Origin of the sequence: Limibacter armeniacum (assembly GCF_036880985.1) — a bacterium.
Lineage (GTDB): Bacteria > Bacteroidota > Bacteroidia > Cytophagales > Flammeovirgaceae > Limibacter > Limibacter armeniacum.
The window spans coordinates 2,685,632-2,701,473 of the sequence record NZ_JBAJNO010000008.1; the positions used below are offsets into that span (position 1 = coordinate 2,685,632).

At 39.1% G+C, this 15,842-nt stretch carries 15 protein-coding genes; 4 read left to right on the forward strand and 11 right to left on the reverse strand.

Annotation, left to right across the window (positions count from 1 at the left end; genetic code table 11):
* Nucleotides 1–59 precede the first annotated feature (59 nt).
* The 6 genes from V6R21_RS16895 to V6R21_RS16920 form a co-directional block, all read right to left on the reverse strand.
* Entirely contained in the window at nt 60–1,526 is a 1,467-nt protein-coding gene (locus V6R21_RS16895; RefSeq protein WP_334244808.1) for an NADH-quinone oxidoreductase subunit N, read from the reverse strand.
* Nucleotides 1,527–1,587: 61 nt separating this feature from the next.
* Nucleotides 1,588–3,330, reverse strand: coding sequence for a complex I subunit 4 family protein (locus V6R21_RS16900; RefSeq protein ID WP_334244809.1), 1,743 nt, complete (start codon nt 3,328–3,330; stop codon nt 1,588–1,590).
* A gap of 57 nt (nt 3,331–3,387) precedes the next feature.
* The gene (locus tag V6R21_RS16905; RefSeq protein WP_334244810.1) at nt 3,388–5,451 is read right to left on the reverse strand and encodes an NADH-quinone oxidoreductase subunit 5 family protein; all 2,064 of its coding nucleotides are present in this window, start codon (nt 5,449–5,451) and stop codon (nt 3,388–3,390) included.
* 61 nt (nt 5,452–5,512) lie between these two features.
* On the reverse strand, nt 5,513–5,821 hold the full coding sequence (nuoK, locus tag V6R21_RS16910) for an NADH-quinone oxidoreductase subunit NuoK (RefSeq protein WP_334244811.1): 309 nt from the start codon (nt 5,819–5,821) through the stop codon (nt 5,513–5,515).
* A 29-nt stretch (nt 5,822–5,850) separates the two neighbouring features.
* Complete coding sequence (locus tag V6R21_RS16915; protein WP_334244812.1) at nt 5,851–6,369, reverse strand: peptidylprolyl isomerase; 519 nt, start codon at nt 6,367–6,369, stop codon at nt 5,851–5,853.
* 111 nt (nt 6,370–6,480) lie between these two features.
* The gene (locus tag V6R21_RS16920; RefSeq protein ID WP_334244813.1) at nt 6,481–7,197 is read right to left on the reverse strand and encodes a response regulator transcription factor; all 717 of its coding nucleotides are present in this window, start codon (nt 7,195–7,197) and stop codon (nt 6,481–6,483) included.
* 438 nt (nt 7,198–7,635) lie between these two features.
* Here V6R21_RS16920 and V6R21_RS16925 point away from each other — a divergent pair, with 438 nt between their 5' ends.
* Entirely contained in the window at nt 7,636–8,322 is a 687-nt protein-coding gene (locus tag V6R21_RS16925) for a DUF1570 domain-containing protein (RefSeq protein WP_334244814.1), read from the forward strand.
* Here the strand turns inward: V6R21_RS16925 and V6R21_RS16930 are convergent.
* On the reverse strand, nt 8,319–9,227 hold the full coding sequence (locus V6R21_RS16930) for a DUF72 domain-containing protein (protein WP_334244815.1): 909 nt from the start codon (nt 9,225–9,227) through the stop codon (nt 8,319–8,321). The genes V6R21_RS16925 and V6R21_RS16930 overlap by 4 nt on opposite strands.
* A 59-nt stretch (nt 9,228–9,286) precedes the next feature.
* On the reverse strand, nt 9,287–10,663 hold the full coding sequence (hisS, locus tag V6R21_RS16935) for a histidine--tRNA ligase (protein WP_334244816.1): 1,377 nt from the start codon (nt 10,661–10,663) through the stop codon (nt 9,287–9,289).
* 306 nt (nt 10,664–10,969) lie between these two features.
* Here hisS and V6R21_RS16940 point away from each other — a divergent pair, with 306 nt between their 5' ends.
* From V6R21_RS16940 to V6R21_RS16950, 3 genes are all read left to right on the forward strand, one after another.
* The gene (locus V6R21_RS16940; protein ID WP_334244817.1) at nt 10,970–11,506 is read left to right on the forward strand and encodes a hypothetical protein; all 537 of its coding nucleotides are present in this window, start codon (nt 10,970–10,972) and stop codon (nt 11,504–11,506) included.
* A 104-nt stretch (nt 11,507–11,610) separates the two neighbouring features.
* Nucleotides 11,611–13,008, forward strand: a complete 1,398-nt coding sequence (locus V6R21_RS16945; RefSeq protein WP_334244818.1) for a glycine-rich domain-containing protein — start codon at nt 11,611–11,613, stop codon at nt 13,006–13,008.
* 126 nt (nt 13,009–13,134) lie between these two features.
* Nucleotides 13,135–14,172 (forward strand): methyltransferase, encoded by a 1,038-nt coding sequence (locus tag V6R21_RS16950; RefSeq protein WP_334244819.1) that lies wholly within the window; start codon nt 13,135–13,137, stop codon nt 14,170–14,172.
* A gap of 70 nt (nt 14,173–14,242) precedes the next feature.
* On the opposite strand, the gene V6R21_RS16955 is transcribed toward V6R21_RS16950, so the two are convergent.
* The 3 genes from V6R21_RS16955 to V6R21_RS16965 all read right to left on the reverse strand — a co-directional run bounded on the left by V6R21_RS16955 (nt 14,243) and on the right by V6R21_RS16965 (nt 15,839).
* Nucleotides 14,243–14,761, reverse strand: a complete 519-nt coding sequence (locus V6R21_RS16955; protein ID WP_334244820.1) for a hypothetical protein — start codon at nt 14,759–14,761, stop codon at nt 14,243–14,245.
* A gap of 194 nt (nt 14,762–14,955) precedes the next feature.
* A complete protein-coding gene (locus V6R21_RS16960; RefSeq protein ID WP_334244821.1) occupies nt 14,956–15,144 on the reverse strand; it encodes a hypothetical protein in 189 nt (62 codons plus the stop codon).
* Nucleotides 15,141–15,839, reverse strand: coding sequence for a hypothetical protein (locus V6R21_RS16965; RefSeq protein ID WP_334244822.1), 699 nt, complete (start codon nt 15,837–15,839; stop codon nt 15,141–15,143). Before V6R21_RS16965 ends, V6R21_RS16960 begins: the two co-directional genes overlap by 4 nt.
* Between the last annotated feature and the right edge of the window lie 3 nt (nt 15,840–15,842).

Sequence of the window (15,842 nt, forward strand, 5' to 3'; positions counted from 1 at the left end):
TCCAATCATATTGAAAATGAGTGAACAGGCTTTTGTCTTTATATTTTATATCTATAAAATCAGCCTGTTACGAGCCAAGGTGCAAAGAACAGAATCAAAAGTGGAAGTGCCAAAACAATGAAAAATGTTTTTCGAGCAATTGTCCATTTAATCGTTACTTCTCCCTTGCTCTCTCTGAAATACATCATATATGGCATTTTAAGATAGAAATACAATGCAATAGCAGTGTTGACTAACCCCAATACCAAAACTGCAATCATCCAGTTGTTGCCAGCCGTTTCAAAGCCATTCCAAAGCGCCACAAATATAAATAGCTTTCCTGTAAATCCAGCTGTAGGTGGAAGCCCTGTCAAAGAAATCATTACCACAACAACCATTGCTCCCAGTATCGTTGACGACCTTCCCAAACCAGCAAAGCGATCAAATTTGTCAGAGCCACTGCTTTCTTCAACCATATCGATATAGAAGAAAATAGCATAGTTGGCAAACAGGTAAACCAGCAAGTAGTACATCAAGCTCAGCTCTCCCATTCCATTGACCACCGCTAATCCGACCATCAGAAAACCTGCATGGGCTATAGTTGAATAAGCCAGCATACGCTTGGAAGATGTTTGCCATAAGGCAGAAAGGTTTCCCCAAAAAATACTGACTGTAGCCAACAGTAAAATGGCATTGGTTACGTATTCATTATTCAGTAATGGTACATTCGTCAATACTTGAGCCATAAACCCAACTGCGGCTACTTTTGGTGCGACTGAAATAAAAGCAACCACTGATGTAGGAGCACCTTGGTAAACATCTGGTGCCCAAATATGGAAAGGTACTGCAGAGAGTTTGAAAAGGATACCAGCCAATAGCAACACCAATGCAATATGACCTGCCATTTGCATATTCCCTACTTCTAGCAATAATGGTAAATCATTTACTGATAACGATCCTGTCAAGCCGTAAGCCCATGATATTCCATACAGCATTATACCAGTTGACAAAGCACCAAACAGTAAATATTTTGCAGCGGCTTCTGCTGCATCTTTACTCGCTCTGAATAGCGTCAAAAGATATGATGGCATCGAAACCAATTCTATCGAAATAAACAGCATCAGCAGGTTTGAGGACATTACCAGAAACTGCATTCCTAATACCATTCCTGCAACCAAGGTGAAAAATTCCCCTTCTCCAGAAAGACTCAACCCCCTTTCAGCTTTTGCTGCTCCAACTTCATCTTTGCCTAACCACCTGAATGCAACTAGAACCAATGCAGCTAAAGTCACTAGTGCCTTGTAGTAGAAGGTAGTCTCTGTAATTCTTAAGGCCCCCAGAAAAAGATCATCAGCTACAGGTGCAGAAGCTATCAGGTAAAAATTGACCAATAGTCCCGCTCCAAAAAACAGGGAAAGTATTCTAAAATGATTTTTCTTAAGTATCAGATCTATCACCACAAGACCAATCAGCAGTACCAGTATCCACACTTCAGATCCTGTGTATTGCACACTGTCTACAATGATATTCAGTTTATCCTTCAGCATCTTGTTCCGATTATTATCCAAAGAGGAGACTTCTACAGACGCCTCTTTATCCCCAATTCTATTATTTGGTCAATAGCGTCAGGTATTCCTTACCTGTATGGTTTACAAATTCAATAAATACTTCTACTGAATTACCCATCAGGTCAAGAAGCATTTGAGGGTAAATACCGAAAGCAAAAGTTGTGATTCCCAATGGTACCAACATGATCATTTCCCTTTTGGTCAGATCATAGAGCTTGCTTTCATCTTCTGGGAATTTCAGGTGGAATTTACCCAAGAACATTCTCTGCAAAGCCCATAGATAATAAGCCGCACTCAGGATCAAACCTAATGTAGCAGCGATTGGCATCCATCTTGGAAGCAAGCCATTTACATTATAAGAGCTAAACGAACCAAGGAATACAAACAACTCAGCCATAAAACCTGAGAACCCTGGCAGACCTAAGGATGCAAAGAAACCAATGGTTGCCAAAATTGTGTATTTCGGCATATGCGTATAAATACCACTGTAGTCATTGATTTCAAGGTTCTTCGTTCTATAGTATAAAACACCTGCAATCAAGAATAGCATCGCTGAAATAATACCGTGTGAGAACATCTGGAATATCGCACCACTTATTCCTTCACCTGTCAAAGAAGCAATACCTAATGCGACAAAACCCATATGAGATACTGAAGAATAAGCTATCAGACGTTTCAGGTTATGTGTTCCCAATGCTACAAAAGCACCATATATAATGGATACAACACCGAATAGACCTACCCACCATGCAAAATGGTTAGCACCATCAGGGAAAATTCCATATACGATTCTGAGCATACCATAACCACCTACTTTCAGCAAGATGCCTGCTAATACTACGGAAATACTTGTAGGAGCCTCTACGTGAGCATCAGGAAGCCATGTATGTACAGGAACTACCGGTAACTTGATACCGAAACCAATCATCAGCATCAGAAAGGCAATAAAACGCACTTTTGTTCCAAATAGCATATAACCAGAAGCTACATCCAGCAGTGATCCCGGAATATAGTTACTGGCATCCATCATACGGAGAATATTAAAGGTTCTCACCATATGCGCTCGTTCCAATTCACCAGCAGATAACATTTGCTGAACTTTCTCAACCATACCTTGTGTCACCAACTCTCTGCTTTGTGCCAAACCAACCTCAACAGCCGTAGCCATTGGGTCAATTACAGATACCGACAACCCAATCATGATAATCAGGATCAAGACAGAACCAAAGAGTGTATAGATAAAGAACTTGATCGAAGCATATTCACTGCGCTTGCCACCCCAAATACCGATAAGGAAATACATCGGCAGTAGCATAAACTCAAAGAATAGGTAGAAAAGGAACATGTCCAATGAAAGGAAACATCCCATAATTGTACCACTCAACAACAAGTAAAGGGTATAGAAACCTCTTTGCTTATCCTTGATTTCAAATGAGGATATCGCACCAATCAACATCACAATAGCCGTCAATACAACCATTGGCATGTTTACTCCATCAACGCCTAAATGAAAGTCTGCAGCTAGCTTACCAAAATCACCCAAGGACAACATTATCCAATTATGGTAAGTCAAAAACTGAAAATCGCCAGCCAGTACTCCAGATCCAGCACCATCTCCAGTTTGGTATTTGGACAATAAGAACAATGATGCCAACAGCTGTACAGTAGTAGCACCCAACGTTAGCATTCTGTATGCCTTATATGATTTCTTAGGCAGTACCAAGACTACTATTGCCGTTACAATCGGCAGGAAAACAAGCAGTGATAACAAAAAGTCACTCATCAATTCTCTACATTTATTTTCACACAGAGCAGAAAACCACTCCTAATACAATACTTATTAAATTATAATCCAGATCAGCAGTACCAACAAAAGAATTGCCCAAACCAAATAGACCTGAAGTTTCCCCCCTTGCACAGAACGTGTTACTAGTCCCGCCCTACCTGTAAAGAAGACGATTCCATTAACGACTCCATCCACAAAGTAGCGATCGAAGAAAGCATACAAATGGGCAATTATCACATTGGTAACGCCAAAGAAACGGACAAAGGCATCCACAATTCCATTATCGAAGTTCCTGACAAAGACCGAAAGCCAAAGCGTGCCTTTTACGATATTACTCTCAGGTGTTGCCGTATTATTGAAAACCCTAGCAGTTCTAATAAATGAGGCGGCACCGATATTATAAATCTCATTCAGGTAAAAGAAATTGAACGACAAGCTTCTCATCCATGAGTTTCTGGGGAAAAGTGTATTTTTCAAAGGCTTTAAAGTACCTGTCACATACATCATATATGTTATCACTACGCCTGTAACTGCCAATAGAACTGAAATTACTTCCGCCATTAAGTGAACAGACGAAACATCCAAATGTGACAGACCTACAGAATCTGTTATCCAATTATGTCCACCGAAAGGATTAATACTATACACTACCCAAAGCGATAATGCAGCCAATAGCAATATTGGATAAACCATCCTTTTACCTGTTTCCAAAGGCTCTATAAAACATGACGGACATTTTTTGGCTATTCCTAAATCACCAAAGAATACTGTAAAAATCAATCTACCTGCATATATAGCTGTCAGCAAAGCGGTCAAAAAGCCCATCACAGGCACCAAATATGCTATTCCTCCATTAGCTTCTGCATATACCATGGTTCCCGCCAGTATGGCATCTTTTGACAAGAATCCCGAGAAAAATGGTAGACCAGCCAAGGCTGCAGCACATATTGTAAAGCCTACAAATGTCTTTGGCATGTACTTTCTCAGGTTACCCATAAATCGGATATCCTGAGCATCAAACCCTTTACAAATATCACAACTGACTTGATGCATGCTGTGAATCACACTACCAGCACCCAAGAAAAGTCCTGCCTTGAAAAATGCATGAGTAATCAAGTGGAAAAATGAAGCATCTACTGCACCTACACCTATTCCAACCATCATATAACCCAGTTGAGATATAGTCGAAAATGCCAAGATACGCTTGATATCATATTGAGTGAGAGCCGCAAATCCTGCCATAAATGCAGTCACTGTACCTGTCAGTGTGATGAGATGCTGAATTTCAGGAGTCAGCAAAAAGTTCATCCTGATAAGCAAGTAGATACCTGCCGCTACCATTGTTGCTGCGTGAATCAAGGCCGATACAGGTGTAGGGCCTTGCATTGCATCAGGCAGCCACACAGCCATCGGCACCTGTGCAGATTTGGCTATAGCTCCCAAGAACAATCCAAACCCTGCCAAAACCAACAACCAACTTTCTACCCCAATAGCTTCTCCCCCTTTCACAGCCTGATATAAACTATCTAGGTCTGTTGTGTGAAAAACAGCAAATATAATCATCAGAGAAAGCATAAAGCCTGCATCTCCAAAACGGTTGACCACAAATGCTTTTTTAGCAGCTCGCACAGCCGATTCTTTTGTTCGCCAAAAACCAATCAGCAAATACGAAGAAAAGCCTACCAGCTCCCAGAATATATAAATCAGTAATAAGTTGTCTGTGATAATTACACCAAACATGGCGAAGGTAAAAAGTCCAAGCAACGAGAAATATCGCTTGAAGTTCGGGTCACCATGCATATAAGAAGAAGAGAATATATGCACAAGCAATGATACCAATGATACCATAGCCAGCATAATATGGGATAGTGTATCCAATTTGACTCCAAATGCAACCGTATATCCTGCTACATGGAGCCACTCCTTTTTCAAATGCAGTGTCTCAGCACCTCCTATAAAGTGTTGAATAAGTAATGCAGAAGAAAGAATTGCCGAAATACTTAAAAAACCAATGCTTACGATATCTGCCCAACGGTTCTGCCTCCTGATACTCAGAAGCAAAAAGCTAAGCAGTGGTGCAAGCACTGACAGAAACAGTATCGTAATAAAAAGATTCAAGTTTGTTGTGTTTTAGTTTTTCAGGACTGCTAATAGTCCAGTTGATAATCCAAATACCTTATTACTTATCTCCCAAATGGCTTATTTTGTTTAATTCAACTGTCTTGAAATATTTAAACAACTGAATTACAATTGAAAGCGCTACCACGGCTTCAGCCGCCGCTACCACAATTACAAATAAGGAATATAACTGCCCTTGTAGCAATGATGGATCATATCGGCTAAAAGCTACCAAATTCACATTGGCTGCATTAAAAATAAGTTCTATCCCCATCAGCACTACTATGATATTCTTCTTGGTAATGGCAATTGCCAAGCCTATACAAAATAGTAATGCCCCTACAATCAGGTAATGCGTTAATGGTATCATCCGTTACGAGATTTGATTATTTGGCTCTATTATTCATATTCTTCCTCTTCATCCTCTTCGAGCTGTGCACGCTCCGTAAACTGGCGGAAAGCAGCCTCATCCCGATCCGAAGCACCCAGTATTTCAATCTTCTCTATTTTGTCTCCTTTCCTTAGAGATCTCAAAATATGGAAGTCTTCTCTATCTACAATTCCGAAACACGTACATAGTCTATCGAGATGGTAGGTTTCTTCCCTACTCATAGCAATAAAAAACTGTGTACTCATCGTATTTGTTGTCGTACACGCCATAGAAAGAACACCTGTATCGTGTCTTTGTTTCTTTGCAGATGCTTCTCCTCTGAGAAAATATCCTCCCCATCCTTCAGGTTTGCCATTTGGACTTCCTGCTTGAATTAGTACATCTTCCACATATTTATGGAAATGAGATGCATCATATACCCCCTGTTCAGCTAATCTACTGAAGTTTTCGACCGTAACAGGGACTTCATTTTCAAACAAACGAGCATTCAAAATGCCCTTATTTGTAATAATTCTAGCAAATTTCATATTTCCCCCTTAAAAAACAACACCTGATAGCGCATAAAATCGCTATCAGGTGTGAATATAATGAGGGAAATGTCCTATTCATAACAGGACACGATAATCTGAATGGCAAAATTATACCTTTTCCGCTACCAAGAATTTGAATCCGATACCGTGAACGTTCAGGATTTCAATAGTAGGATCTTCTTTCAGGTATTTACGCAAACGCGACATGAATACATCAAGGCTTCTACCTTTGTAGTAATCATCATCACCCCAAACTTCCTGAAGGATGTATTCTCTTTTAATCAGATTATTTCTATGTCTGAACAGGAAACGAAGTAATTCAGCTTCGCGGGTAGTCAATTTACGTACATCATCCCCATACATCAGTTTCTGGTAAGGGAAATCCAGTACGTATTTACCTATATGGATTTCTTGAGGATCTTCCTCCTTCAGTTGGTCAACCTTTGGCTGGTTGTTTTGTCTTTTGAGGATAACCTCAATACGCAACAGCAACTCTTCTACATTGACCGGCTTTGTAACATAATCATCCGCTCCGATACGGAACGCTTTGATCTTGTCTTTAGGCAAGTTGTTCGATGACATGAAAAGAATCGGAATATAAGGATCTTTAGCTCTAATCTCTTCTGCCAACGTATAACCATCCTTGTGAGGCATCATAACGTCCAGAATGATCAGGTCGAAGTCAAACTTTTCAAATTCCTTCAGTCCGTTCACGCCGTCTTCAGCGTGGTGAACTACATAACCCCGGATGTCCAAATACTTCTTTACTAATGAAGCAATAATACGATCATCCTCGACTAATAAGATTTTTACAGCGTCACTCATTGTATTAATAGTTATTTGGTTCTATCAATGTTTAGCTAAAATGTTTTGTCCAGAAATTTTCCGGCAATGCCGATCAGGGCTTAAAATATCATCAACAAATGATATGGTTAGCTGGTTATAATAAAGCTGCCTGACAGGATTGTTGTTCGCATAACATAAATCTACTAAACATTTACTAAGTAAATTTAACAATAATCCTTAACAGCCGTTAATGAATTAGAATAGATTTCGCACTTTTTTGTCATTTTAAAAATTAAAAAAGTCACTTCAGCCCTATTTTTATATTATTTATCTTTTAAATTTAAATAAACCAACACACCTTAAAACCCAACATCCTTGAAAAGGTTTGCCTTCAAATCCATATTCCTTATATCGGTAATGTCAACTTCCGTTATAACGCTGATCTTCATCGCTACCTTCAGACACCAATTACGCTGTATGTTTGTAGGTTTTTCAGAACTCAAACGCCCTCACAACAACTTATATATTTCTGATGATGTCGATTCATCAATGGAAAATAGTTTGCTTGAAAAAATATATTCTGCCGAGCAGAATATTGCACTTTTCTTTGGTGACAAATCTTCAAGTCCCATAATTCTTGCAGGCAACAATCAAGAATTTATCCATTATTTCGGAGCACAACGCAACGTCCCTGGCGTATGCCATAACGCACTGAACAACACTTATATAGTATTAGGCCCTAACGGTCTGAATATCGATGTTATAAGTCATGAAATGACCCATGCTGAGCTGATCCATCGTGTAGGTTGGTTCAACCGTGAATACGAAATCCCTACCTGGTTTGATGAAGGACTTGCCATGATGCTTGACCACCGCTATGATACCATTGGTGATATCATGTGGGAAAGACTAACCTTGAACGGTGAGTTCGCTCCCCGCCTTCACCAAATGGAAAACATGAAAGGCTTCCTTGAAGTATCAGAAATCAGTCCCTACATATCTTATATGACTTCCAAAAGAGAAGTACAAAGATGGTGGGACATCGTAGGTCTCCAAGGGTTTAACGAATTTACTGGGCTAATTCGTGCTGGAACACCTTTTAAAAAAGCCTATTCAAGTATTGAGAACAAATACAGCAAATCAAATAGACTAGCTCCCAACTAGAATAATGATTTCTGGACACCCGTATTTAGCATTTTTGGCACCTCAAGATTCAACCCTAATGCTTTATTCACCTCATTCACAAAATAAATAACCGCTTCAGGACATAATACATCTGATGGCTGGTGCAAAAAGAAGTAGACTTCCTTCAATCCTTGGCTGATCCAATCTTTTAAGCGAACGACCCAATCATCCAAACGGCGATAATCTGTAATATCAAGACGGTTACCTACAAACCTTATAACTGCTATTGGTGTCGTTAACCGCTGATGCAACACATCTCTTCTTCCAGCCACATCTGTAATAACGGTCGATATCCCTCTGCTTTCCATCCTTTCAGTTATTTCCTGAAAAATGGCATCGTTCAAGAACCACTCCTCGTGCCTAAACTCAATCGACAAAGGGATTTCCGTTGGAAAGTTTTCAATAAAGTGTGCCAACTTTCCAAACTCATTAGGTGTGAAATTCGGCGGTAACTGCATAAAACTTACACCTAGTTTATCTCCTAAAAGCCCCATAGCCCTACAAAAGTCCTCCGTCTCAACAGCCACCCTTTCTAACCGATTCCAATGACTTATTTTTTGAGGGACTTTGGGACAGAACTGAAAACCATCAGGTACACTCTCCTTCCATCTCAAAATTGTCTCGTCCTTGGGTATACCATAATGGGTTGAGTTTAATTCAATATTTGAGAAATGACGAGCATAATGCTCAAGGAAGTCCTTAGGCTTCAGACCAGGTGGATAAATTTTACCTTGCCACTCCTTACAAGACCATGCAGGGCAACCAACCGTAAATTTGACTCCTTGTTCCTGCTTATTACGGCTAAGCACAACAGAGGTCAGAGGGTGATCTTCAGGCATCGTGAAGTCCACACCATTAATATCATGCAGCTTTCCGAATTCCATAATCTTAAAAGAAAAGGGCTCAAAGTTACCCCTGAGCCCTTACCATATATTTCTTTACCTTAGAGGCCTTTTACTTTTGCAATCAATTCATCAGCAGAAATGACTGACTGTTCACCGCTCTCCATATTCTTTAAGGTATATTTCTGAGCCTCAATCTCATTGCTACCTGCCAAAACAACAAATGGTATTGCCTTATTGTTGGCATAAGTCATCTGCTTCTTCATTTTAACAGACTGAGGATAAATTTCAGCACTTACACCTTCATTTCTCAACCTTTGAAGCAACGGCAGACAATAATTTTGGCTTTGCTCATCAAAGTTCACGAACATCACAGCCGTAGACTGGGTTGTTCCTACAGGCCATAACTCCAACTCTTCCATCACATCATAGATTCGGTCAACTCCAAATGAAAAACCAACACCTGACATGCCTTCCATCCCGAATACACCTGTAAGGTTATCATAACGACCACCTCCACTGATGCTACCGATCTGAACGTTATTGACTTTTACTTCAAAGATTGCTCCTGTATAATAAGAAAGTCCTCTAGCCAATGTCACATCCAACTCTACCCTAGGGTTTGCCAAACCGAACAAGTCTACATATTTCAGAACCTCTTCAAGTTCTTCAACTCCTTTCAATCCCACTTCAGAGCCTTTCAGGATTTCTTTCAATACTGACAGCTTCTCAGCATTGCTTCCTGAAACCTCAAAGATAGGCTGCAAAGCAGCTACACTCTCTTGAGAGAAACCACGCTGCTGCATCAACTCTTCCTGCACTTTTTCCAGTCCAATCTTGTCAAGCTTATCAATCGCCACACAAAGCTCAGCCTCTTTACCTTCCTGACCAACAGCTTCCGCAATACCTGTAAGGATTTTACGGTTGTTGATCTTGATTGTAAAGTCTGAAACCTTCAGGTTATCCAAAACCTCATTCATCATTGAAACAATCTCTGCTTCACAAATGAGTGAATCAGTACCTACTACATCCGCATCACACTGATAAAACTCTCTGTAACGCCCTTTTTGAGGTCTGTCAGCTCTCCAAACAGGTTGAATCTGAAAACGCTTGAATGGGAAAGTCAGCGTACCACGGTTCATCACCACGTATCTCGCAAAAGGAACAGTCAGGTCGTAGCGCAGTCCTTTTTCAGAAACCTTCTTCAGCATATGTTTCGAACCCTGATGGAAATCATCCTCTTTAGAGCTTTTCAGATAATCTCCAGAGTTCAATACTTTAAACAACAACTGGTCTCCTTCATCGCCATACTTCCCCATCAATACAGATAGGTTTTCCATTGTAGGCGTTTCCAATTGCTGAAAGCCGAATTTTCTGAATGTCGCTTTAATGGTATCGAGCAGGAAGTTTCTTTTCTCCATTTGCTCAGGACCAAAATCCCTTGTTCCTCTCGGAATACTTGGTTTTTGTGCCGCCATGAATCCTTCTTTTGAAAATTATATATTTGAAATTATGCTTCTACCTAAAAATTCAATTTTTCTACGCTGAGGAAAAATCAAGCCACAAAATTATAAAAAAATAATACAATCTTTCCCCCTCTTCATACATCAATCTATAGATTAGGGTGATTATTTCATCCATAAATCCCTCAATTGCACTTTTTGACTAATTTTCTTTCCATTCTACATAACAATTGTTAATTGATTTACGTAAAATCCTTACATTACAACCAAAATTATCAGAGCAGCTAAAGCTCAAGTGTCAAATTTAACGATCAACTTAAAATGAAAACTATCAAAAAATTATCAGCCCTGTTGGCTGTAGCTTTTCTAATGGTATCTGTACCTCTCTTTGCTCAAGAAGAAAACAGTAACGAAGACAGTAACATCAAGATCACTATCAATGAGGAAGAAATAGAGAAGTGGGCAGAGGAGTTTGGAAAGAAAATGGAAGCTTTTGGCACTTCATTGGAAAGCCTTAAATGTCTTGAGAACTTGGAAGGACTTGCTGGGTTAAGTGCTTTGAGTGAACTTGAAAACCTTGACATCGATGTTGACTTGGAAGGCTTGAACATTGCCAACCTGATGGATGGCACGCACATGCATATAGACTTTGATGAGGATGACCATGTTGACCTTGATAATGAAACAGTCAGAGAAATAGAAAAACAATATGGCTCAAAAATTAAGCGCTTTTACACAGCTGACATAAACATCAAGGATGGATACATCACTGTTGTGATGGATGCTGAGTTGGAAAACGGCGAGCGGATCAAACACACCCGCAAAGAAAGATTTGAAGATGGAAGACCTAAAGAGTAATTTCTTCCAACAGATTTAAGTTATATAAAAGGCTATGGTTGAATGTACTTCCATAGCCTTTCTCGTATTTAGAAAATAGATTTTTTCATTTTACCATTCAAATTATGATAAATCAGGATCTATGGAAAAAAGTAGAAATGTTTTCATTTGACTCACCTTCTGATGAATATGGATTTTCTACACGACTAGCTAAAGAAAACAACTGGACTATCAACTTTACACAAAAAGCGATTCTTGAATACAAGAAGTTCATGTACATTGCAGCTACCAGCAATGAAATGGTTTCTCCTTCCCCAATTGTCGATATCGTTTGGCATCAGCACCTAATTTTCACACAATCCTATACTGAATTTTGTAAGCTTTTAGGTAAGAGAATTGAGCACATTCCTTCCACTCATAAAAAAGAAGAGCAAGTAAAGTTTGAAAATGCATTAGAGAAGACTAAAACCACTTATCAGCAGTACTTTGGAGAGCAACCAAATGATATTTGGAATCATAGAGAAGTTGTTAACTTAACAAGTCAACCTGATATTATTAAAAAAGTAAACATCATTGCTGGTATGGTTACTGTTGTTGCAGCAATGCCATTTTATATTTATATAAAGCCACACCTACTTTCAATCGGCAATCCTGACTTTTTATACCTTTATGGTCTTATAATTATTAGCCTTCTATTTATTGCTCATCAAATCGTTTCCACCAGTTCAAACAAACTGATGAAACAACTCACGGAGCAACATACATTTAAACTATTGCACCCCTTCGAACTACTTTACTTGAAATACAACAGAATTGAATATACCATTCATGCTGTAGTCAACCAATTGATCACAGAAGAGAAAATCAGTATTATTAACAGGGAGCAAATCATCTTAAATGATGACACTTATACAGGTAATCTTTTACAAGACAAAGTAATCGAACTGCTCAAAGAAAATGATGAAATCTATTATAGCAGGTTAGTTTCAGAACTCAAGTACAAACCAGCTTTTCAACAGATTGAAAATGAGGTTCAGAATATCAAAAATCACTTCTTGTCTTCTTACCCTTTCCTAAAGCAATATATTTGTTCACTAGCTGTCGTAATATTTCTGCTCGGCATTGGTTTATCTCGTCTTTATTTAGGGATTTCAAATGGAAAACCTGTCATCTTTCTTTTAATCATACTAGCTGTTTTTCTGGTTTTGAGTTATATGTTACTCACAAAAAGTAAAACATACTTTTTCAATAAGACGATTCCTAATTATTATAAATCTACAATAAGTTTAGAGGTTCAAAGTGAAGAATGGGAATGGGGCTTCTACTTTCTTGGAGCTCAATTACTGGCACCTGACTTTGTTGAATTGTTTAGACAGGAAGAAGTGAAATACATGGCTGCGTCTAACAGTGGTTCTGGCTTTTTCGGTGATAGTTCCTGTGGAAGCAGTGACAGTGGCAGCTCTTGTGGGAGTAGCTGTGGAAGCAGTTGCGGTGGAGGCTGTGGAGGTTGCGGCGGCGACTAACAAAAACAACCTATTGATAACAAACAATGACCAAGTCCACAGCTTGGTCATTTATTTTTATAGCACTATCTTATACTAGATCATCTTATATAGCCTCACACCTAAATCCAACCTAACCCAAACATAATGAAAGAAGAAAACACCAAAAGTGTCACACCTGAAAGAATCCTTCAAGTGGGAATGGGGTTTTGGGCTTCTAAAACCCTGCTTACAGCAATCAAATTAGAGTTATTTACGCATCTTGGAGACCAAAAATTATCAAGTCAGGAAATCAAACAAAAGCTTGGCTTACATGGCAGGGGCTTCTATGACTTTATGGATGCGTTAGTGGCTTTAGGGTTTCTTGAAAGAGATGGCATAGAATCAAGTGCTACATATGGCAACACGACTGAAACATCCTTATTTCTAGACAAAAACAAGGAGAGTTATATTGGTGGTATTCTTGAAATGGCAAATAACCGATTGTACCGCTTTTGGGGTTTTCTTGAAGAAGCATTGATAACAGGAGAAGCACAAAGTGAGGTAACAAGGGGTGAAAAACCATTTTTTGAGGAACTCTATGCTGATGAAGAAAGGCTTAATGAGTTTGTTTCTGCTATGGCAGGCATTCAAATGGGAAACTTTGTTTCATTTGCCAAGAAGTTTGATTTTTCTCACTATAAAACCTTATGTGACATTGGGGGTGCAGGTGGATTTCTTTGTGCACAGGTTGCCATGTTAAACCCTCATATGCAATGCATGTCTTTTGATATGCCTGTGGTTTGCAAAATAGCAGAGAAAAATATCAAGCATATGCACCTGAATGAGCAAGTCAAAATAATTGAAGGTGATTTCTTTAAAGACTCTTTCCCAAAAGCGGATATTATTACAATGGGCAACATCTTACATGATTGGGGATTGAAAGATAAAAAATTGCTTATCAACAAGGCCTACGAAGCTTTACCTGAAGGAGGTGCTTTTATTGTAATTGAAAACATCATTGACAATGACAGAAGGCATAATGCTTTTGGCATGATGATGTCCCTCAACATGCTAATAGAAACACCTGAAGGCTTTGACTATTCCTTTAACCGACTCAAAGAATGGACAGAAGAAGCTGGATTTAAACAAATCTCCTCCATTCCATTAACTGGTGCTACAAGTGCCGCCATTGCCATCAAATAAATATTGACAAAGTGTTTCACTACTCAAAAGCCCCATCAAACTATGCTATACCTTGATGGGGCTTTTCCTATTAAAAAGCAAAAACCAAATCCAGTGTCATCCCCATATTTGGTTTGTGATCAATAATGTCATAACCCGGATATACCGTAAAACCTGTACTCCAATGGCTATCCAAAGCATACGCCAACCCTGATTCCAACATCAGGTTTGTATGCCACTCACTCCCATGCTCGTGTTCATTATCAATTACCTGATGATTCAGCTTATTTTCAAGAAGCTTCTCATCATAATCAAACCCTGCCCCAAACCCCAGAAAAGTACCTAACCTCGACTTATGAAAATGCAGTTCTCTAACTAGCATTGCGGCAAAACAATGACCTGTTGTTTCGACCATTCCTTGTAGTTTCAGGTTCTGGTCAAAAAAATAGGCTCCTTTAATCTCAAAGTGTTCAGTAGTAGTGTAGGAAAGTTCAACTTCATAATGGTGTGACATTTTTTTAGTGTGGCTACGACTTTTAGGATCTCCCTCTATAGCGAAGGACTGAAGTGGAATTAATAAATAAAGCAGTAGTAAAATTGGTTTGTCCATAGATCATTCATTGTTAGTTAGACATTCAAAACATCCAAAAATACCTCACTACTCTTCAATTCAGCATGATGTAAATCAACCCTTTACAACGATACAATTCACCAACATCACCTTACAAAAGTCTTTTCAAGTATGCATAAAAAAAGGTACTTCAGAACAACTGAAGTACCCATAGAAGGTGATCAACTTATACATCAAATCACTTTTTTCTTTCTCAAGTCCCTGAAAATCTCGATCAGTGCACTAACGATTGCGAACAGAAAACATGGTTGTGCCACAAATACAAACAAAAACATCAGGAAGGGTGTAGGCCAAATCATGTAAGGAATTGTAATTACCATTCCTACAATAACAAACAAGCTTTCAATAAATACCTTTCTCATTTTTTTAGTGATGCTTTTTCAATGTCTTTAATATACTTTTCTATAACAACCACCTGTTCAGCTGCCTCATTCAGTTTTTTATAATCAGGATGGTCTGGCGTCCTTCTGGACCGCTCTGGGTGTGCTCTCCCGTGACAGTTCAAACAACTCAGTGTTGGGTTAGCACTAGTAAGGTTAGAAAGCACTGGTTCGTGCTCAGCCACTCTAGTAAAACGGTAATCATTTTCATGGCAACTCAAACAGTTACCATAATTGAACTCACCTCTATATGCAATTGGCTCTTCATAGGTATTGGTCACATATCGCATTAAATGCCTGTAACCATCCATTTTAGCCTTAAACGTACCTTGAAAACCATAATCCTTATGACAGGCATAACACTCATGCTCTCCTAACCACCCATTCCGGTAATGTCGAGCTGCAAGTGTCATGCTGTTTTCCTTTGTCAAGTCCATCATATCAGCTCCTATTGGCGCCATCACATGACAACCCATACAGGTTTCAGAGTTTTTTGTACCTTCAAATACATGGTAATTGGCAAATACCATAGTCGCTATTGGCACAAGTATAATCCCAAATAACACCAGCCACTTTACCTTTGTAGTCAAACTATCCCGGTTTTTACGTAGCAGATAAAGAAGTATTACCTCAATTATCAGCAACATAATCGCCAAGGGTATCAATATAGTTTCCATCAG

Bases quoted from the DNA above. Each gene is read 5' to 3' on its own strand.
- V6R21_RS16895 (WP_334244808.1), bottom strand. From the start codon at position 1,526: ATGCTGAAGGATAAACTGAATATCATTGTAGACAGTGTGCAATACACA.
- V6R21_RS16900 (WP_334244809.1), bottom strand. From the start codon at position 3,330: ATGAGTGACTTTTTGTTATCACTGCTTGTTTTCCTGCCGATTGTAACG.
- nuoK (WP_334244811.1), bottom strand. From the start codon at position 5,821: ATGATACCATTAACGCATTACCTGATTGTAGGGGCATTACTATTTTGT.
- V6R21_RS16915 (WP_334244812.1), bottom strand. From the start codon at position 6,369: ATGAAATTTGCTAGAATTATTACAAATAAGGGCATTTTGAATGCTCGT.
- V6R21_RS16920 (WP_334244813.1), bottom strand. From the start codon at position 7,197: ATGAGTGACGCTGTAAAAATCTTATTAGTCGAGGATGATCGTATTATT.
- V6R21_RS16925 (WP_334244814.1), top strand. From the start codon at position 7,636: ATGTTTGTAGGTTTTTCAGAACTCAAACGCCCTCACAACAACTTATAT.
- V6R21_RS16930 (WP_334244815.1), bottom strand. From the start codon at position 9,227: ATGGAATTCGGAAAGCTGCATGATATTAATGGTGTGGACTTCACGATG.
- hisS (WP_334244816.1), bottom strand. From the start codon at position 10,663: ATGGCGGCACAAAAACCAAGTATTCCGAGAGGAACAAGGGATTTTGGT.
- V6R21_RS16940 (WP_334244817.1), top strand. From the start codon at position 10,970: ATGAAAACTATCAAAAAATTATCAGCCCTGTTGGCTGTAGCTTTTCTA.
- V6R21_RS16945 (WP_334244818.1), top strand. From the start codon at position 11,611: ATGATAAATCAGGATCTATGGAAAAAAGTAGAAATGTTTTCATTTGAC.
- V6R21_RS16950 (WP_334244819.1), top strand. From the start codon at position 13,135: ATGAAAGAAGAAAACACCAAAAGTGTCACACCTGAAAGAATCCTTCAA.
- V6R21_RS16955 (WP_334244820.1), bottom strand. From the start codon at position 14,761: ATGGACAAACCAATTTTACTACTGCTTTATTTATTAATTCCACTTCAG.
- V6R21_RS16960 (WP_334244821.1), bottom strand. From the start codon at position 15,144: ATGAGAAAGGTATTTATTGAAAGCTTGTTTGTTATTGTAGGAATGGTA.
- V6R21_RS16965 (WP_334244822.1), bottom strand. From the start codon at position 15,839: ATGGAAACTATATTGATACCCTTGGCGATTATGTTGCTGATAATTGAG.